Source organism: Bacillus sp. NPDC094106 (genome assembly GCF_044764345.1).
Classification (GTDB): Bacteria; Bacillota; Bacilli; order Bacillales; family Bacillaceae_G; genus Bacillus_A.
Genome location: NZ_JBIWHY010000026.1, coordinates 12,327 through 31,798 on the forward strand (window position 1 = coordinate 12,327; position 19,472 = coordinate 31,798).

Consider the following 19,472-nt stretch of genomic DNA (forward strand, 5'->3'; position numbering starts at 1 on the left):
TTATTGTACTATTTTTTTGTCACATATGCCCATTTATAGCTAAAATCACCACCGAATGTATGATTTGCAATGCCCTTTACATATGGCTTTTCTAAGTATGCTGTACTTTGCTGATAAGTAGGTGAAATTGCGGCATCTTCTCCAATTAAGATTTTTTCAGCTTCTGCAAGTGCTTTCCAGCGTGCTGCATCGTCTTTTAATAGTTCTCCTTTTGATTTAGCAACTAGTTCATCATACTTCGGATTTGAATAAGCCATTTCATTAAATGAGCTTCCTGTCACAAACATATCAATATACGTCATTGGATCCGGATAATCTGGACTCCAAGCTGATAGTGAAAATTCATATTGAAATTTCTTCTCTAAATCTAATTTTTGTTTATATGGCTGTTGTTTTAAATTCACTTTTAAGCCTGGTAAGTTTTTCTCAAGTTCTTCTTTAATAAAGTCGCCAACTTTCTTCCGGCTACCATTATCATCATTTAATAATTCTACTGTTATTGTATCTTGACCAAGTTCTTTTTTCGCTTCAGCCCATAATTTCTTCGCTTTTTCTACGTTATCCTTGTTATCATGGAAATTTTTATTTACAGTACGGAAGTCTTTCCCATCTGGCCCTGTTGTGAATTTTTCTGGTACTAAGAAATAAGCTGGTAAGGATCCATCATTTAAAATAACATTTGCAATTCCTTTTTTATCATAGGCTAGATCAATTGCTTCACGGACTTTTTGATTCTTAAATGTTGGATTCTGTTGATTAAATCGTAAGAAGTACATGCGTGGATCCAGTTTCGTTTTAAATTCATCTGGCTTATTCTTTTTATATTTGTCAACAAACTCTGAACTTAAAAGTACGCGATCCGCTTGATCACTATCATATAGGTTAACACCTGTACTCGTTTCCTTTACAACACTCACATTAATTTCTTCCAATTTCACAGTATCTTTATCCCAATAATTTGGATTTTTCTTTAATTGATAGCTTTGTTCATGTTTCCATTCACTTAATGTAAATGGTCCATTATATAAAATTTTATCAGCTTCTAATGCATACTTATCTCCTTGTTCCTTTACAAACTTCTCATTTAAAGGAAAGAATGTTGGGAACGAAGTAAGTTCAAGAAAATATGGAGCTGGTTGTTCTAGTTCTACTACTAGTGTTTTATCATCCTTTGCCTTTACACCAAGTTGATCAAGTGGTAATTCTCCTTTATTAACTTTTTGTGCGTTTTTCACATCAAATAATATAAATGCATATTCGGCAGCTGTCGCTTTATCCAGCGCACGTTGCCAGCCATATACGAAATCTTGTGCACGGACTGGCTCACCATTTGACCACTTTGCATCTCGTAATTCAAACGTGTATGTTTTCTTATCCTCACTAATCTTCACATCTTTTGCCATACCTGGAGTTGGCTTATTATCTTTATCTAACCGATATAAGCCCTCCATCGCATTTACAAATACTCGGAATGATACGGAATCTGTTGATTTTGCTGTATCCATCGAAGGAATTTCTGCGGTTTCTAATAAGTTTAGTACTTGTTTATCAGCCATCCCCTTACCTGTCTCTTTCTTCGTTGTCGATGCTTTCTCCCCATTCCCGCACCCTGCAACGAACATACTTGTTGATAATGCAAGTACAGCAAGCGTTGAAACTTTTTTCTTCATTCTTCCTTCCCCCAATCTGTATGTATACAATAAAGTATGTATAATAGTATTATACAAAAGATTCTGATTATTTTAAATATTTTATTTAAATAATAAAAAAGAAACGCATGGAAAGTCAACTGTTCCATGCGTTCTTTATAGCATTTCTTTCGAATCATTCCACTGCAATCCATCGTCTAGCTCAAATGGATTTTGAATCTGAAATACATCTTCCATCATTTTCAAAAATTCTTCTTCACCTCGAGGTTCCCCGTTGACTGTAAGAGAATACGGTTCAATTTCATGCATTTGATAATCAACAACAAACTGAATAACAATTTTTTGTCTTGGCATACCACGGCTATATCCATGAAATTCGACTAACTCTAATCCATCTGTCCCTCGGTAGTACGCCCATTCTGGTTGTTGGAAATACATTTCAAATGATTCACCGATAGAAAAGAATGGGTATTCATAAAGTGAGCTTGTACGTACTTTTTGAATAACATCTTGATCTGTTGGGAAGAAAAAATGACTCAAAAATATACTAGCAGCTGTCAAAACAGTAACAATAGCTGCTCCCATTTTACTCGTTCCTCCACTATCACGAATAAGATAGCTTTCAACTGCTTCATTTTCAATCTCTTGTGCCTTTATCCGATATATTCTCCGCTCAGCAAATCGATAATATAAACCATTCGCAAAGATCCCTACTCCTATTATCATGAAAATAAGCAATAAAAACGTAAGTGGAACCATATTAATGATCGGAAGTGATACATTAAATCCCATGTAATATGAAAATGCATCACAAGCTACTAATAACATGACAAATAGAAAAGCAGGTAAATAATACTTGCGATATCCAAACCATCCCACATTAAAAATAGCAGCCCATCCATTCCAACTCCATCTTGCGATTCGTTTACTCTCTTTATCCCATTTTCTTTTATAGTATGGATAATGCGCTCCAACATATTGCTCCATATTTTTTTCTATCGGTGAGATTTCCTCTTTTGGTTCATTATGTAAAATCCGCTGACAATTTTTACAATTCAGCTGACCATCAGTGCAAGGACTCCCACAATTTATACAACGCAAAACAATCCCTCTTTCCATAACTTCTCTCATATATAATGACGATACGTAATTTTACTGGAGTTAACAATTCATAATGAAGGTTACTTCTGATCACTAACTAATATCTCATTAAAATAGGGTTATCATATTCTTATTTCAAAATCCCCTCATGTTTTAATAACCATTCTTTCCGCCATAAGCCTCCCGCATAACCAACAAGCTTACCACTTTTTCCAATGACACGATGACACGGAACAATAATTGAAATAGGATTCCTGCTATTTGCTCCACCTATCGCCCGTACAGCCTTTGTATTCCCAACTTTCTCTGCAATATCTAAATACGAAGCACTCACACCATATGGAATCGTATAAAGAGCTTCCCAAACACTCTTTTGAAATGGTGTTCCATCTGCGGATAACGGCACTGTAAACTCGGTTCTCATTTTATTAAAATATTCATCTAATTGGACTAAACACTGATCTACAAGCTTACTCTTGTTCTCTTTTTTTCGTTCCTCCACAAATATAACAGACGTAATTCCTTTATCATTTGCCGTAATTTCAAGCAATCCTAATTCACTTTCATAATAAGCTCGATACATACTCTATCCCCCAATTTGATTCATATTCATAATTGTAACATGAATGAATAAAGTTTTGAGAATAAGCGTTTCATTATGGAAACAAAAATGATGATGATACAATGATAGAAATGACAATAAGGGGGAATGAATATGAATTACCAACTTTTTTCACCTTATACGATAAAAAACGTTACACTAAAAAATCGTATTGTTATGTCTCCTATGTGCATGTATTCATCTGAAAATGAAGATGGACAGGTAACAAATTTTCATCATATACATTATGGGACGCGAGCTGCTGGTCAAGTTGGGCTCGTAATGCTTGAAGCAACAGCAATTGTACCTGAAGGGCGTATTTCTCATAAAGATTTAGGTATTTGGAGTAACGAACACATTGAAGGATTACAAAAGACGGTATCACTTCTTCATGAAAACGGTGCAAAAGCGGCTATCCAGTTAGCTCATGCTGGACGAAAAGCTGAATTACATACAGACCCTGTTGCACCTTCGCCCATCGCATTTCATGATAAAATGAAAGTTCCAGTAGAAATGAATAAACAACAAATTCAGGAAACTATTACTGCTTTTCAAAAAGCTGCATCCCGTTCTAAGGAAGCTGGATTTGATATTATTGAACTACATGGAGCACATGGGTATCTCATTAATGAATTTCTTTCTCCACTATCAAATAGACGAACAGATGAATATGGAGGATCACCAGAAAATCGCTACCGTTTCTTAAGAGAAATCATTGATGCTGTAAATGAAGTTTGGACCGGACCTTTATTTGTCCGTATTTCTGCAAATGACTATCACCCTGAGGGGTTAACAGTAGATGACTACGTTCAATTCGCAAATTGGATGAAAGAACAAGGTGTAGATCTTATTGATTGCAGCTCTGGTGCAGTTGTACCAGCGCATATTGATGTTTATCCTGGTTACCAAGTAGAATACGCAAAACATATAAAAGAACACGCTCACATTGCAACAGGTGCAGTCGGCTTAATCACAAACGGTCTACAAGCAGAGCAGATTCTACTAAGTAATGAAGCTGACTTAATCTTTATCGGTCGTGAATTGCTCCGCAATCCATATTTTCCAAGAACAGCTGCCAATGAACTCGGCTTTGAATTACAAGAGCCACGCCAATACAGCCGTGCTCCTGGTAAAATAGTAAACAAGACTAATTGAACTCCCACACCTACCTCTACATGAGCTTGAGGTGGAAGGATAGCGGGATAAAAATAAAAACGAGAAGGCACCCTTCTCGTTTTTTATTATTCCATCACAGTAATCTCTTTTGAATTATAAATATGAACACCGGATTCTTCACGCAATGCCGCGATATACATTCCTTTTGCAACCTGTTCCGCGGAAATCGGTTTATATTTTTTAAAAGTACCACTAAATATAAATGGCATAACACCAGAAATCTTCTCTGCCATTCTTTCTCCAAAACGAAATTCTTCTCGATCTCCTAATAATAACGATGGCCTAAAAATATGAATTCCGCCAATGACTAACCTTTGCAGCTTTTCTTCCATTTCTCCTTTTACTTGCGAATAGAAGAAAAGTGATTTTGGATTTGCTCCCATAGAAGAAATGACAAGGAAATTTTGTACACCTTGCTTTTCGGCTAAACAAGCTGCTCGTAATGTATATTCATAATCTACTTTTTTAAAATTCGCTTTTGTTTTCGCTTTCTTAATTGTTGTTCCTAGGCAGCTGAATACATCATCTACAGCAAAAAACTCTTTGTATTCTTCTAATATTGAAAAATCCACTTGTTTTTGTTGTAACTTTTCATGTTCTAATTGCAGTGGCTTCCTTACAAAAATAGTAACCGAATCATAGTAATCTGAGTCAAGTAATAGCTGCGTTACTTCTTGTCCAACTAAACCACTTGCACCGAGTACTAACGCTGTTCGTTTATTCATTTATCTTTATACCTCTTTATCTACTTTTATCCCATCTGAACAGGCAGTATATCCCCTATTTACAGGAGTTTCCTTTACCTCATTTTATCATAAGTAATGTGCTATGCGTTATTCAAATGATTTCCCTACTCTTTTTTCTTTTTTGTCTCTGCCGGCAACTTCGTTATCAATGTAGAATCACCTAAATTACTGATTAATGTCTTTAAAAAAATTAAAACACAAGATAACGGCAAAACTATCGCTAATATTAATAAGATTGCCTCTATGATGTAATTCAATCCCTCATCCCCTTTTTCGTACCCTCTACCTCAATATATGAAAGCAGTGTTGTCACATATGCAACATTCATAAAAATTAATCCTGTTCTTTTTGACAACTTTATAACAAAATCAAATCGGAATGATTATTATTTATTGCAACTTTCCTAAAGATATATTATACTAGGTTCGCAACATAAAACGTAATTATTCCGTTTTATTTAAAAAAGTGATTTTCCTCTTACATTTTGGGGAAAATAGACTTGTAAAAAAGAGAAAAGAGGAGAATTACATGAATAAAAGATTAACTCTATTTTCATTCCTGTTGATTTTTACACTAATTTTTGCTGGATGTTCTAGTAAAAAAGAAGGATCTGCAAAGAAGGATGGGAAACTTACTGTATATACAACTATTTTTCCACTGGCTGATTTCGCTAAAAAAATCGGTGGCGACTACGTAAATGTAGAAGCAATTTACCCGCCTGGTGCTGACTCTCATACGTATGAGCCAAGTCAGAAACAAACCGTGCAAATTGCAAAAGCAGATTTATTTGTGTATAACGGCGCTGAATTAGAGCCATTTGCTGAGAAACTGGAAAAAACATTAAAAAAAGAGAACGTAAAAGTTGTAAATGCATCTCAAGGTATTGAGCTTCGTGCATCATCTGAAGAAGAACACCACGATCATGAAGACGGTCATACAGAGGATGGGCACCCTCATGATAAGGACCCACATGTTTGGTTAGATCCTACACTTGCAATGAAACAAGCTGAAAAAATCAAAAATGCACTTGTGGAATTGCAACCAGATCATAAACAAGAATTTGAAAAAAACTTTGCAGCATTACAAACAAAATTTACTGATTTAGATGATCAATTTAAATCTGTTATTGCAAATGCGAAAACAAAAGAAATTTTAGTTTCTCATGCTGCATATGGATACTGGGAACAGCGCTACGGCTTAAAACAAATCCCGATTGCTGGAATATCTGCTTCTGATGAGCCATCTCAAAAAGAACTTGCTAACATCGCGAAAACAGCGAAAGATCATGGCTTAAAATATATTTTATTTGAAACATTCTCTACTCCAAAAGTAGCGGAAGTAATTCAAAAAGAAACGGGAACGAAAATTTTACGTTTAAATCACCTTGCTACTATCTCTGAAGATGATGCAAAGAAAAATAAAGATTACTTTACATTAATGGAAGAAAATGTAAATACTTTAAAAGAAGCTACAAACTAAATGTACCTTTCAGACAACTGGAGTTTTTCAGTTGTCTTTTTCATAGGCCACAGCTTGACTTAAACAAAATAACAAGTAAAATTATCCATATTAGCTTTAAAGATATGATATTTCAGAAAGTGAGTTGGAACTATGAATCTTCACATTTGTGAAGTAACAGCAAATAATTGGCGTTCAGTCGCTGCTTTAGACGTAGCAAAGGAGCAGCAACAGTTCATTGAAAGCAATGCGTTTTCTTTAGCCGAGTCATTATATGAAGAAAACGGAACGTCAGTAGGCTTATATGATGGAGAAGCACTTGTTGGATACGCGATGTATGGTTGGTATTCAAAAAAAGATGATAGCGTATGGCTAGATCGTTTTATGATCGATTACCATTTTCAAGGAAATGGCTATGCAAAGCGTTTTCTCCACCTGCTTATCCAGTATTTACAACAAAAATTTCAATGTAAAAAAATTTATTTAAGTCTTCATCCAGATAACAAACTAGCAATGAAACTATATGAATCGTTCGGTTTCCATTTAACTGGTGATATCGATGATAATGGTCCAGTTGTAGGTGTTGTAATGGAATTACTTATAGATGAAAGCAAAAGCCTGTGAGAACAGGCTTTTACTATTTTTCTACTACTCTTTATTGATTAATATATATATCCATTTTGATTTTCCAGCATATAAGTCACGGCTATAAAGAACAAAAAGTGACCTGCGCTCGTTTGCTCTCTTTGTTTTCACTTGGCATGGGGCAGGAAAAGGATCTGACCGCTTCTATGCATGGCCGGATTCTCTCTCCCATCTAAAAAGAAAGGTTTTATATCGATTTTTCAATTTGTACTTATATAGAACATTCTCAAAAAAAAATAAGCCTGCAATTCTCGCAGGCTTATTTCACACATTCCTTGAAGTGTTCTTGGAACCATTCTTTATTAATATCTTTTCCGATGAAAACGACTTCACTTATGCGCTCTTCTCCTTCTTGCCACTCTCTATCATAAGAAGCAGCAAATAGTGTATGAACGCCTTGGAAGACAATGCGACGATCTACTCCATCAATTGATAAAATTCCTTTATAACGATATAAGTACTCTCCTAGTTCTTGAACAACAGCTGACATCCATTCATTTAACTTCTGCAAATCAAGTGGACGCTCTTCACGTAATACAAATGATTTCACACCTTCTAAATGATGATGCTCTTTATGCGGATAAATGTCTAATGTATCACGCGTTTTAAACGTATGAATTTCTAGCAAGGCAGGAATATCTACTTCACAATTTGTCGTTGGAATTAATTTTGCTGTCGGATTAATCCCTTGTAATTCAGTAAGAAGCTTTTCCTTTTCTTGCTCTTCAATTAAATCTAATTTATTTACTAAAACTATATCAGCAAAAGCAATTTGTTCTTTTGCCTCTAGCCCTTTTTCAAAGTGCTTATGTATATGATAACTATCTACAACTGTTACGACACCATTAATTTGATATGCGGATTGAATAACTGGATCTAAAAAGAACGTTTGAATAATCGGACCTGGGTTCGCAAGACCTGTCGTTTCAATCACCAGACCATCAAAATCCATTTTCCCTTCTGCTTTTACATCAAGCAATTGTTTTAAAGCAACAAGTAAATCTTCACGCACTGTACAGCATAAACAGCCATTTGTCATTTCCATGATTTCTTCTTCGACATTCATAATTAATTGATTATCAATGCCAATTTGTCCTATTTCATTTACAATAACCGCTAATTTTTTTCCGTGTTCTTCTGATAAAATACGATTTAATAATGTTGTTTTCCCTGACCCAAGAAAACCAGTTAAAATTGTTACTGGAATCATTTTTTACAGCTCCTTATGCTTATATCTCTATACATTATACCATACCGAAAAAGTTGTTTTTTACAGAAAAGACATATTTATTGTAAGCACCTCATGATAGCTATATAATAATACCAAACAAAAAAACCTTTTCAAAAACATCACCATTCACCAGGGAGGTCTACTCAAAATGGAACGAATTCAAATGGCTAGTAGCCTTGAATTTTCTCGTATCATTCAAGGATTTTGGCGTTTAGCAGAATGGAATATGCCAAAGCAAGAATTACTTTCTTTTATCGAATCTTGTATGGATATGGGAATTACAACTTTTGATCATGCCGACATTTACGGGGGATATACGTGTGAATCATTATTTGGGGAAGCTTTACAATTAAAACCTTCTTTGCGTGAAAACATGCAAATTGTAACAAAATGTGGAATCGCTCCCCCATCACCAAAGTTTCCAAATCGATATGTCGCTCACTATAATACTAGCGCTAAACATATTGTAAAAAGCGTGGAAGAGTCACTCAACAACTTACATACAGATTATATTGATTTGTTACTTATTCATCGTCCTGATCCATTTATGGATCCAGCTGAGGTGGCAGAAGCTTTTTCACGTTTAAAACAGGATGGAAAAGTCCGCTATTTCGGTGTATCCAACTTTTTGCCGTCTCAATTCAATATGCTTAGCTCATATTTAGATTTTCCGCTCATTACAAATCAAATTGAAGTATCTGCGATGCAGCTTGAGCATTTTGAAAAAGGTACAATGGACTTATGCCAAGAAAAAAGAATCAGTCCTATGATTTGGTCGCCTCTTGCTGGTGGAGAAATCTTTACAAGTCAAAATGAACGTGCTGTACGCTTACGAGAAACTTTACAAAATATCGCGAATGAACTAAATATTGATGGCATCGATATTGTCATGTATGCATGGCTACTTGCTCATCCAGCGAAAATGATGCCAATCGTTGGTTCTGGTAAGCTAGATCGTGTGAAAGCAGCTGTGATTGCAACAAAACTTACATTGGATCGTCAGCAATGGTTTACGATCTTTGAAAGTTCAAATGGCCATCCCGTACCATGATATGCTAGTAAATCATAAAAAAGAGGAGCTACTACCTTATAGCTCTTCTTTTTTATACCTGTTTCTTGTCATTGCAAACACACATGTATCCCTTAATCCGTGACCATCTACTGCTACACTGTTGCTTTCTAAAATCCCTTCTAATGTAAAACCTAGTCTCTCTGGTATCGCTCTACTTTTTACATTTCTTGAATCACAGCGAATCTCTATCCGGTTTGCCTGTAACTCAGAAAAAGCATAATCCACAATCCCCTGTGCTGCTTCTGTCATATAGCCTTTTCCACCAAAGCGCGAATCTATCCAGTACCCAATTTCAAATTTTGGTACTTCCCAATTCATACGATGCAATCCTGAAGAAGCTACAAATTCGCCTGTTTCTTTTAAAAATACTAGTAATCTCAAATCTTCACGTTGTAAAAATTGAATATGTGACCTTCTTATACTCGCTTCGATTTCTTCTTCTGTTTGCTCTTTTTGAGCGAAAACCATCCAAGGCTTTAGTTCTTCTACCGATGCATTGATAGCTTCATATACCGCTTTTCCATCCCCTGGTTTCGGCATTCGAATAAGAAGCCTGTCTGTGTAAAATTCAGAAGGAAAATCAAGTAATAATGGATTCATTACAAACACTCCCTGTTATTCTTTTATATATAATAATATTTAATCCAAACTATACAGTAAACACTTTTTTCAGAATCAACCTTATTTTCAAACAAAATCACATGTACCTCTCCCAATTCATACGCATCATGACGCTTTACCTACTACTTATACAACCAACTGATTCACCTCTACGGCTGTACGTATTCCAGACTCAATTGCTCCTTGTATCCACCCGTGATAAAGCGTAGTATGATCTCCGGCAAAATATATTTTCCCCTCTGGTTTTACAATCGCTGGTTGCAGTTCTGTTTCTTGACCCGCTTGAAAAATCGCAAACCCTCCTAATGCATACGGGTCCAATGTCCAATTCTTTACTACTCCTGACATAAATTCATCATATACTTGATCACCTAATATAGTCGCTAAATTTTGTAATGTATAATAAATACGATCACCTTTCGACAATCCATCCCATAATAATGCATCATAAGACCACGTATAACTTCCAAGCATCATAGCAGGTCCCTTTGAACCAATACCATGACTCGGATAATATGCATAACGGATTGGTAAATCCGTTATAATCCTTCCCCCTAATTGCCCCTGCTCTTCCCAAAAACGACTTTTAAACTGAATACCTATTTTAGTTGCCGCCATATAATGTAGTTCACGAATTGCTTTCCATTTTTCATGTGATACAGAATCGAATGGATCAATTTCCACAAAGCGCATTGTAGAAAATGGAATTGTAATAATAACTAGATCGCCCGTTATGCTGCTATATTCAAACGTTTTTTCATGCCTACAATAAGCTGTCACTCCTTTTTCATGTTGATGAAGCTTCATCAATTTTTGATTGTATATAATATGATCCTGTAACTGAGGTAAAAAAGCTTTCGGAAGTTGATCATTCCCTCCTGTAATTTCACAAAAACCCCGTTCTTCTTGCAGTATATATAAAAAACGTAATGTTTCAACAAATGATCTTTCTAAAAATCCTTCTAAATCTAACAGTACACCAATCATTTCAATTGTTACTGGTGAAAAGTACGTATTGTACTGATAAGGGTGATACTTTAAAAACTGTGCTGTTGAATACTTTCCAAAATCTTTTTCGACAATCTCCCAGTTTTCATCTGGATTTCTTTGAATGAAATCCAGAATTGGCTGCACTGCTAACAATAATAATTCCTCAGATGTTTTTCCTTCTTCATTCATTGCTACCGGATACCGTAATACATTAGGGTTCTTCTCATATTGCCTCAATGTCGTTTTTCTACCATTCACATAAATAATATCTGTCTCATTTCGATTAATAAAAGGAGTCACTTGTAGTCCGAACTTTCTTATATAAGCCATCGTTAGTGTATGTATATATGGAATGCGCATTGCTCCAACATCTAAATATAATCCGGTGTCTTCCATTCTAATCGTCTCAATTCGGCCTCCTATACGGTTATTCGCTTCTAAAATTTTCACATCATGTCCTGCGCTTTTAAGTAACGACGCTGATACCAAACCAGCCATTCCAGCACCAATTACAATGATTTGTTTTGGCGCTACTGTTTTCGGTAATCCCTTATCAATAATTCTCACCATTTCATCAGTTGTGACACCGTATTTTGTATGCATTCGCATCATTCCACCCCTTACTTTGAAAATACAAAACAGTGATTCTCTGCATTGTATTCACGAGTATAGTAGAACAATACATTTTCTGAATATTCACTAATAATTCACAGAGATTTGCTCTCATCCTACACCCCCTATCATATAATAAAGATATAGATAGGAAATGTAAGGAAAGGATTGATAAATATGAAACGTACTTACGACTATCCTGAAACAAAAAAACATTTAGAATTGAAAAAACAACTACTATGCAAAAAATTATTGGATGTAAATTTAAGTGTAGATGATCGTAATCAAATTAAGATGGAAATCGATAACTACGAATACATTTTAACGTTAGTGGAAATGAATCATTATGAACGTGGAATTTCTCATGAAAAGCGAGTGTGAAAGCATTCGCTTTTCATTTGAGCATTTCTTTACGCATTTTTCGTAAGTAAATATATAATAGAATGTACATTAAGATAGAGAGGTATATTCTATGATTAAACTAAGTGTATTAGACCAATCACCTATTTCCGATGGCAGTAGCGCTACTGAAGCTTTTTCCAATACAGTAACACTTGCTCAAGAAGTGGAAAAACTAGGATTCACTCGTTTTTGGGTATCTGAACATCATAATTCTATAAGTTTAGCTGGTTCAAGCCCTGAAGTACTCATATCTCATATCGCAGCGAAAACAAATCGTATCCGTGTGGGCTCTGGTGGCGTTATGCTTCCGCACTATAGTTCATACAAAGTTGCTGAAAATTTCCGTGTATTAGAAGCGCTTTATCCAAATCGAATTGATCTTGGAGTTGGTAGAGCACCAGGTGGTATGCCAATCGCCACTCGTGCGTTGCAAGAAGGAAAAATGATTTCTCTCGACCAATATCCAGAACAAATTCAAGATGTTGCCATGTATCTACATGACAACATACCTAAAAACCATCACTATGCAAATCTAAAAGCTTCACCTGTCATTCCTACTGCACCTGAAATATGGATGCTTGGATCCAGCGGGGAAAGCGCCATGATTGCAGCGAAACAAGGAACTGCTTTTGCCTTCGCTCAATTTATTAACGGCTATGGTGGCCCTGAAATGATGAAGGTTTATCAAAAACAATTCCAACCATCTTTCTTAGGAGACAAACCTAAATCGATCGTTTCGATTTTTGTCATTTGTGCAGAAACAAATGAAGAAGCAGAGAAAATTGCGTCTAGTCTAGACTTATCTATTCTGTTATTGGAACAAGGTAAGAGAACAACTGGCACTCCTTCCATTGAAACAGCACAAAACTACCCTTATAGTGCCTATGATTTGTTCCGCATTAAAGAAAATCGGCAACGTATGATTGTAGGTGATCAAAGATACGTCAAAGAACAAATCTTAAATTTGAGTAAAGTCTACAATACTGAAGAATTTATGATTGTAACCATCACTCATCAATTTGAGGATAAATTAAAATCGTATCGTTTATTAGCTGAGGCTTTTCATTTGTAATACAAAAAAGGAGTGTATCCTCCTATGTGATGCACTCCTTTTCTTCTACCTTCTTTATACATCTGTACCCGCAATATATCCAACTGCTTCTTGTAATATTTCTTCAAAGTTTTCAGGGTAATCATGGTTTAGATTAGACATAACTTTATACTCATGCTTTATATTTTTCGTTTCCAATAGCTTCACAAACTTCTGTGTACATTCAAAGCAATCCTCATCCTGATCTCCACAAACAATATATCCCTTAATCCCTTTATCTTTCAATTTATTCAGCAAACCTTCCCACTCTTCCACCCCAGGGAGCCACGGTGCGACAAAAACAAAGCCTTTTACCTCTATATTTTCGTTTAATATCGCATGTAGTACCACCCTTGCTCCAGCAGAAAAACCTCCAATTCAAACAAAAAAAAGACAACAATATGGTATTGTTGTTTTCATCCTAAACAATATTCTTTTTACTCTTATCTGGTTTACTTGAAACTAAATAATGCTTCTCTGATATATATAAATCCCTTTTTAATATACGATCTAAATACGGCGCTAATTTCATTCTACATATGAGACGCTCTTCATTGCCTTCTACAATGGGGAACATTTCTTTTTCTGTTACATATTGATCCACTGCTTTTTGCACCAAATCAATCTCTTTTACAAGTTCTAAATTTTCTGCTGTATATTCAAATACCTCGAGCGTTTCCTTTGTAATAAGAAACATATTTGTCGGAAATGCTAGTAAATATGGCTTTAACAAATCATAATTCACTGTATAATCATCATTGACTAATACTGTATAAACAATATTTGCATTTTTCTCCAGAAACTTAGCCATCGCTTGTTCTAATTCATCTTTTGTAATGGGCCTCTTCTCTTTCTCACTTTTGAAAAAGCGAAACATCGCATTGCCTCCTTTTTACTATATTATACCATAAAAAGAAGACTGAAAAATCACAAAAACCTATTGAAAGGATTTTTCAATAGGTTTTTTATTCTACTATTTGTGAGGGTAAATAATAAATTACGTATAAACACTAATAAAAGCTCTACTTTATTTTAAAAATGCACTTAACATCCAAACATGTTGTTCTAATGTTGTATGAATTGCTAATAACATATCAGCGGACGTTTCATCCTCAGATTCATTAGCTACTTCCATACCTTCTTTTAACTCTTGAATAATCGCAGAAAAATCATTTACTAATGTTTGCACCATTTCTTCAGCTGATTCGTTACTTGTTCCTTCATGTACAGTAGATGTTTCTAAATACTCTTTCATTGTCGCTAATGGTTTCCCGCCCAATGCTAAAATACGCTCTGCTAATTCATCAATATACGTTGCTGCTTCATTATAAAATTCTTCAAATTTTTCATGTAATGTAAAGAAGTGTGGTCCTGTCACATACCAGTGATAGTTATGAATTTTCACATATAACACATTCCAGTTTGCTACCTGTTTGTTTAATACTTCAACAACATTTGTTTTCGTACTCATCCAATCCACTCCTCTTATCACTTTAGAATTATTCTCTTTTAATAATACAATTTCATTGTACCACACATTTCCTACTCTTCCAAATCATTAGCTTATATGTAACAAAACTTTAACAACTTTTACCTTTTCCTAATCTCCAGAAATTCATGTATCCTTTCATGTCTAATTGTCCAAGCTCACACATATGCATAGTAGTAAGTCACGTTCATCATAGTAGAAAGAGGGGTTACATGAATAATCAACAATGGCAAGTAGCAAAAAAAGTTGCTGCTACTTATATTGGGACTGTCGTCGGGGCTGGATTTGCAACTGGACGAGAAATTGTTGAGTTTTTTACAATTAACGGTCTATACGGAACAATCGGAATATGTATAAGTGGATTTTTTTTTATTTGGTTAGGTACGAAGATGATGTTGCTTTCCTCACAAATTGGTGCATTCTCAGCACAAGAATTTAACAAATATTTATTTGGAGATGTATTTGGAAATGTAGTAAACACTTTATTGCTCCTTGTACTATTCGGGGTAACAAGCGTTATGTTATCAGGGGCTGGTGCCGTATTTGAAGAACAACTCCGTCTTCCAAGACAACTGGGTATTTTTATTACAGTTATTGCTTGTATCATTATTGGTAGCCGGGGATTACAAGGGGTTTTCGAAGTGAATACACTTGTAGTACCCATTATGATGATTTTCATTATTGGACTTGCTATTACAACATTTATTCACGGTACAACACCTATACTTAATACTATTCCTACAGAAAGTTGGAATATAAAATGGATTACAAGTCCTATTACATATGTCGCCTTAAACCTTTCTCTCGCCCAAAGTGTTCTCGTACCATTAGCAAGTGAGGTGAAAGATCAAAAAGCTATTTTATGGGGAGGAATTTTAGGAGGCGCAGGACTCTGTTTTATTCTATTATGTAGCCATTTGGCTATTTTATCGGTCGAGCAATTTTATCAATACAACATTCCTATGGCAGAAGTTGTTCGACGATTCAATGCAACTTTTCACTTTTTCTTTGTCCTTATTATTTTTGGAGAAGTATTTACAACATTAGTTGGAAATATATTTGGGATGACCAAACAAATGCAATCTATCACTGGTTGGAAAAACAATCGTATTGTTTATTTTATTTTACTAATTAGTTATTGCTTTAGCTATATTGGCTACAGTGAACTCCTGCACATCTTATATCCAATAATCGGATGGGTTAGTATCATCCTACTCCCCATTATCGCATGTAAACAACTTCAAAAAACATAAAAAAGCATCCGCTATGAGCGGACGCTTTTTTATTCACAGTCTTCACACACTTCCCAATATAATCCCATCTCTACTGCAAGATACGGCTTTAATTGTAACCGAATCATGCGACTCGGCATACGCTCTAATACAAACTGAATAGCGTCTTCATCCTCTTCTAATTCCGCTTTTAAAATTGCTATCCGCTGTATAGTAGTGATTGATTTCCCATCTTTATATAAAGTAATCCTTATCTCATCATATTCATTAAAATATATTTCCACACTCATATGTTCTGTCACTATTTCATCAACAATTGAATACGTACCATTTTGTTCTTGGATCACATATTTCCAGCCGTCTTTTCCATCTTCCATTGGAGCAACTTGAAACACTGTCATTAAATCCTCGTATAGCATACGATAACCCCTCTCTTACTAAAAAGCCATGAGTATTATATATACCCTTTCTCTCTATCACTATCACTATCACTATCACTATCACTATCACTATCACTATCACGTTTATTGTACCATATATCGTTTCTCTTACTATATTCATTTGCTTTATGCTACACGGATTTTATCCAAATTATACAATGAAGATTAATCTAATTACAGACAACCTAACTTCTTCACTTTTGCTGTGTTTTGAAGCGAAGGTCTTATTGCACACGAATAGCGAAAATAAAAACAGGAATGACATGTATCATTCCTGTTTCCCATTAAAACACTTTACCTATCGCAGCTAAAGCTAACACCGCTATCAAACTTGCAAATAATAACGATACAACAAAACTAACAATCGGTAATGTTTTCTTTTCATTCTTCTTAAACAATAGCCTTAAACTAAGAATAATATTCAATGGTACACATACGAAATAAAAATATTTAACAACGTTCATTGCACCACTCGAACTATTTAAAAGTGTGTTAAATGCAAACACTTCAACTAAAAAAATAAGAAAAAATGAAATACTTAACCAAAATGAAACATAGCTAAGCCAAGAATGTTTTTTTGTTCCCCAATACACTCCCATACTGCTCTCCTTTATATATAAGTAGTCTACTTTAATAATAATTATACACACTTATAACAAATACCTTTATTTTTCGACACTAAAACAAAAAGAAGCTGTCTCCCTAGTAGCCATTCCACTACTGTTGAGACAGTCTCCTCATCACTATACTTTGAATCTTTCAATCAGTACTTGTAATTCCTCGGCCATTTGTGACAATGTACCCGCAGCGGAACTAATTTCTTCCATGGAAGCCAACTGCTCTTCAGCAGATGCAGCAATATTTTGTGTACTTGTCGCATTATTTTGCGCTGTCATGGCAATTTCACCAACTGAAACAGAAACCTCATTTGCACCTTTTGACATTCCATTTGCCGTTTCTACCATACTTTCAATTTGCGTAGCAATTTCATTTGTAGAATGCAATATTTCTGCAAAATTCTGTTTCGTTTCATTCGCTATTACAAGGCCAGATTGAACTTCTTCATTCACATTACTCATAGACTTTACTGTCTTGCCCATATCTTCTTGTATTTCACCTATTAATTTCCCAATCTCACTTGATGATCCGCTAGATTGCTCTGCTAGTTTTCGTACTTCATCAGCAACAATCGCAAATCCTCTACCATGCTCACCTGCTCGTGCGGCTTCAATTGCAGCATTTAATGCAAGTAAATTTGTTTGATCTGCAATATTTTGAATCGCTTCTAAAATATCACCAATTTGCTTTGATTTATCATTTAATGCTTGAATTACAGCATCTGACTGTGAAACAGATTCTGCAATCGAATTCATTTGATTCACTGTTTTCCCGACAAGTTTCCCACCATCTTCTGCTTTTTCACGTGTATATGTAGATGCATTGGCAATTGAAGAGGAACTGTTTGCTACATGTTGAATTCCCTCTGTTACATTATGAAGTAACATTGCTCCATTTTCTACACTTGATGTTTGTACTGTTGCTCCACTTGAAACTTGCTCCATCGCCATTGTGATTTGTTCTGTTGCTTCACTTGCTTGTCTCACACTTGCCGTCAGTTCTTCAGATGCAGATGCAACATGACCTGCTGAAGTATTAATTCTACCAATTAATGTGCGTAATGAATGCGTCATCTCATTAAAACCTTTCGCAAGCTGTCCAATTTCATCATTAGAATGAATTTCAATTGTTTGCGTTAAGTCCCCATCGCTAATTTCATGCGAAGTAACAACTAATTTTTTCAAAGGTTTTGTAATAGAAAGTGTCACAAAATAAATAAGTGTGCCCCCTACAAGTAATGAAATTACCATAATAATTAACATGTTATAAAATACAGGTTGAGCTGCTTCAACTACTTCACTTGCATACATCGTTCCACCAATTTTCCAACCTGTTTTTAGATTTGTAGCAAATACCATTTTCTTCTCGCTGTTATCATATGAATAAGTAAAGGTACCATGATTTTCTTGATACATTCGTTTTGCCCAAGCATCTGCGGCTTTGTCACCTGATTCTTCTTTTGGATGAGCAATTATCTTTTGATTTTGATCTAAAATAAAGGCATATCCTTTTTTTCCAATATTAATCATTTTTGCTGTTTTTAATAAATTATCAAGGCTTAAATCTAAACCGATAACACCATTTTTATCTTCTGTTTGTTTGGCAATCGTTACCACAATATGGCCATTTCCTTTAGCCTTATATGGCTCTGTTACAATAATACCACCTTGCTTACTTACTGCATCTTTATACCAAGGACGTGTTGTTGGATCATAATCCGTTGGCATTTGTATATCTGGTTCTTGCACAAATTTCTTATCATTTCCTGCAACATACACCTGTTCAATATCTGGATTTAAATTGGTATATTGAGATAGCAGTTTCTTTAATTCATCTTGATTCTCTCCCTGATAGAGATCACTCTTAATCATTCTCGCAAAATTATTAACATCATTAAATTTCGCTTCAATCGTTTGATTAATTAAATTATCTAATATTTTAATATTATCATTTGCGCTACTCATAATCTGTGATTCAAAATTCTTTTTAGCCGTTTGGTAAGAAAAACCACCAATGACTGAAACAGCAGCAATTAAAATAATAAAAAATGAAATCAATAGCTTTTTTGCTACTTTCATATTTCGAAACCACTGTAATAGTTTACTCATGAAATCCCTCCTCTATTTTTCATTTTAATATTCAAGTTTAAAGATAATAACGACCTCTAAATGAACTTATTACTCATCATTTTTCGACTAATACTTTGTAAAGTTTAAACAAATAATTTCTTTTTGTCCATATATACGAATAATATTATTATAAAATTTACAAACGTAAAAAACCAAAGGAGCCTCCCTTT

At 34.9% G+C, this 19,472-nt stretch carries 19 protein-coding genes and 2 pseudogenes; 7 read left to right on the plus strand and 14 right to left on the minus strand.

All coding sequences use genetic code 11. The features are described 5' to 3' along the window. Positions 1-8 precede the first annotated feature (8 nt). From ACIQ7L_RS25515 to ACIQ7L_RS25525, 3 genes are all read right to left on the minus strand, one after another. Positions 9-1,670 carry a peptide ABC transporter substrate-binding protein gene (locus ACIQ7L_RS25515; protein WP_400572691.1) on the minus strand — a complete coding sequence of 554 codons (1,662 nt, stop codon included), beginning with the start codon at positions 1,668-1,670 and terminating at the stop codon, positions 9-11. Between the two features lie 135 nt (positions 1,671-1,805). Next, a complete protein-coding gene (locus ACIQ7L_RS25520; RefSeq protein ID WP_400572693.1) occupies positions 1,806-2,750 on the minus strand; it encodes a DUF2628 domain-containing protein in 945 nt (314 codons plus the stop codon). A 130-nt stretch (positions 2,751-2,880) separates the two neighbouring features. Beyond that, on the minus strand, positions 2,881-3,333 hold the full coding sequence (locus ACIQ7L_RS25525) for a methylated-DNA--[protein]-cysteine S-methyltransferase (protein ID WP_097895897.1): 453 nt from the start codon (positions 3,331-3,333) through the stop codon (positions 2,881-2,883). Between the two features lie 132 nt (positions 3,334-3,465). Here ACIQ7L_RS25525 and namA point away from each other — a divergent pair, with 132 nt between their 5' ends. Further along, positions 3,466-4,506 carry an NADPH dehydrogenase NamA gene (gene namA / locus ACIQ7L_RS25530; protein WP_400572695.1) on the plus strand — a complete coding sequence of 347 codons (1,041 nt, stop codon included), beginning with the start codon at positions 3,466-3,468 and terminating at the stop codon, positions 4,504-4,506. Between the two features lie 86 nt (positions 4,507-4,592). Here namA and ACIQ7L_RS25535 read toward each other — a convergent pair whose 3' ends face one another. Further along, positions 4,593-5,252: an oxidoreductase gene (locus tag ACIQ7L_RS25535; RefSeq protein ID WP_400572697.1), complete on the minus strand. Its 660-nt coding sequence runs from the start codon at positions 5,250-5,252 to the stop codon at positions 4,593-4,595. Between the two features lie 125 nt (positions 5,253-5,377). Next, positions 5,378-5,601: pseudogene (locus ACIQ7L_RS25540) on the minus strand (hypothetical protein). A 200-nt stretch (positions 5,602-5,801) separates the two neighbouring features. Here ACIQ7L_RS25540 and ACIQ7L_RS25545 point away from each other — a divergent pair. Then, entirely contained in the window at positions 5,802-6,752 is a 951-nt protein-coding gene (locus tag ACIQ7L_RS25545; RefSeq protein WP_400572699.1) for a metal ABC transporter substrate-binding protein, read from the plus strand. 132 nt (positions 6,753-6,884) lie between these two features. Continuing rightward, entirely contained in the window at positions 6,885-7,355 is a 471-nt protein-coding gene (locus ACIQ7L_RS25550; RefSeq protein ID WP_400572701.1) for a GNAT family N-acetyltransferase, read from the plus strand. A 280-nt stretch (positions 7,356-7,635) separates the two neighbouring features. On the opposite strand, the gene ACIQ7L_RS25555 is transcribed toward ACIQ7L_RS25550, so the two are convergent. After that, the gene (locus ACIQ7L_RS25555) at positions 7,636-8,586 is read right to left on the minus strand and encodes a CobW family GTP-binding protein (RefSeq protein ID WP_400572703.1); all 951 of its coding nucleotides are present in this window, start codon (positions 8,584-8,586) and stop codon (positions 7,636-7,638) included. A 169-nt stretch (positions 8,587-8,755) separates the two neighbouring features. On the opposite strand from ACIQ7L_RS25555, the gene ACIQ7L_RS25560 reads away from it, so the two are divergent. Next, on the plus strand, positions 8,756-9,658 hold the full coding sequence (locus tag ACIQ7L_RS25560) for an aldo/keto reductase (protein ID WP_400572705.1): 903 nt from the start codon (positions 8,756-8,758) through the stop codon (positions 9,656-9,658). A gap of 36 nt (positions 9,659-9,694) precedes the next feature. Here the strand turns inward: ACIQ7L_RS25560 and ACIQ7L_RS25565 are convergent, their stop codons facing one another. Together ACIQ7L_RS25565 and ACIQ7L_RS25570 are read right to left on the minus strand one after the other, a co-directional pair. Further along, a complete protein-coding gene (locus ACIQ7L_RS25565; protein WP_400572707.1) occupies positions 9,695-10,279 on the minus strand; it encodes a GNAT family N-acetyltransferase in 585 nt (194 codons plus the stop codon). A gap of 147 nt (positions 10,280-10,426) precedes the next feature. Next, the gene (locus ACIQ7L_RS25570; protein ID WP_400572708.1) at positions 10,427-11,899 is read right to left on the minus strand and encodes a flavin monoamine oxidase family protein; all 1,473 of its coding nucleotides are present in this window, start codon (positions 11,897-11,899) and stop codon (positions 10,427-10,429) included. A 180-nt stretch (positions 11,900-12,079) separates the two neighbouring features. Between ACIQ7L_RS25570 and ACIQ7L_RS25575 the strand changes: the two genes are divergently transcribed. Together ACIQ7L_RS25575 and ACIQ7L_RS25580 are read left to right on the plus strand one after the other, a co-directional pair. Beyond that, a complete protein-coding gene (locus ACIQ7L_RS25575) occupies positions 12,080-12,283 on the plus strand; it encodes a DUF3896 family protein (protein ID WP_400572710.1) in 204 nt (67 codons plus the stop codon). A 91-nt stretch (positions 12,284-12,374) separates the two neighbouring features. Then, entirely contained in the window at positions 12,375-13,376 is a 1,002-nt protein-coding gene (locus ACIQ7L_RS25580; protein ID WP_400572712.1) for an LLM class flavin-dependent oxidoreductase, read from the plus strand. A gap of 54 nt (positions 13,377-13,430) precedes the next feature. On the opposite strand, the pseudogene ACIQ7L_RS25585 reads toward ACIQ7L_RS25580, so the two are convergent. From ACIQ7L_RS25585 to ACIQ7L_RS25595, 3 genes and pseudogenes are all read right to left on the minus strand, one after another. Continuing rightward, positions 13,431-13,772, minus strand: a pseudogene (locus tag ACIQ7L_RS25585) (alpha/beta hydrolase); the annotation flags it as partial. A 43-nt stretch (positions 13,773-13,815) separates the two neighbouring features. After that, a complete protein-coding gene (locus tag ACIQ7L_RS25590) occupies positions 13,816-14,271 on the minus strand; it encodes a DUF3939 domain-containing protein (protein WP_400572714.1) in 456 nt (151 codons plus the stop codon). Positions 14,272-14,421: 150 nt separating this feature from the next. Next, positions 14,422-14,865, minus strand: a complete 444-nt coding sequence (locus tag ACIQ7L_RS25595) for a Dps family protein (protein WP_400572716.1) — start codon at positions 14,863-14,865, stop codon at positions 14,422-14,424. 230 nt (positions 14,866-15,095) lie between these two features. Between ACIQ7L_RS25595 and ACIQ7L_RS25600 the strand changes: the two genes are divergently transcribed. After that, positions 15,096-16,136 (plus strand): YkvI family membrane protein, encoded by a 1,041-nt coding sequence (locus ACIQ7L_RS25600; RefSeq protein WP_400572718.1) that lies wholly within the window; start codon positions 15,096-15,098, stop codon positions 16,134-16,136. Positions 16,137-16,165: 29 nt separating this feature from the next. On the opposite strand, the gene ACIQ7L_RS25605 is transcribed toward ACIQ7L_RS25600, so the two are convergent. The 3 genes from ACIQ7L_RS25605 to ACIQ7L_RS25615 all read right to left on the minus strand — a co-directional run bounded on the left by ACIQ7L_RS25605 (position 16,166) and on the right by ACIQ7L_RS25615 (position 19,281). Further along, complete coding sequence (locus ACIQ7L_RS25605) at positions 16,166-16,534, minus strand: DUF3979 family protein (RefSeq protein WP_400572720.1); 369 nt, start codon at positions 16,532-16,534, stop codon at positions 16,166-16,168. A gap of 305 nt (positions 16,535-16,839) precedes the next feature. Then, the gene (locus ACIQ7L_RS25610) at positions 16,840-17,154 is read right to left on the minus strand and encodes a hypothetical protein (protein ID WP_400572722.1); all 315 of its coding nucleotides are present in this window, start codon (positions 17,152-17,154) and stop codon (positions 16,840-16,842) included. Positions 17,155-17,298: 144 nt separating this feature from the next. Next, positions 17,299-19,281 carry a methyl-accepting chemotaxis protein gene (locus ACIQ7L_RS25615; protein ID WP_400572724.1) on the minus strand — a complete coding sequence of 661 codons (1,983 nt, stop codon included), beginning with the start codon at positions 19,279-19,281 and terminating at the stop codon, positions 17,299-17,301. Between the last annotated feature and the right edge of the window lie 191 nt (positions 19,282-19,472).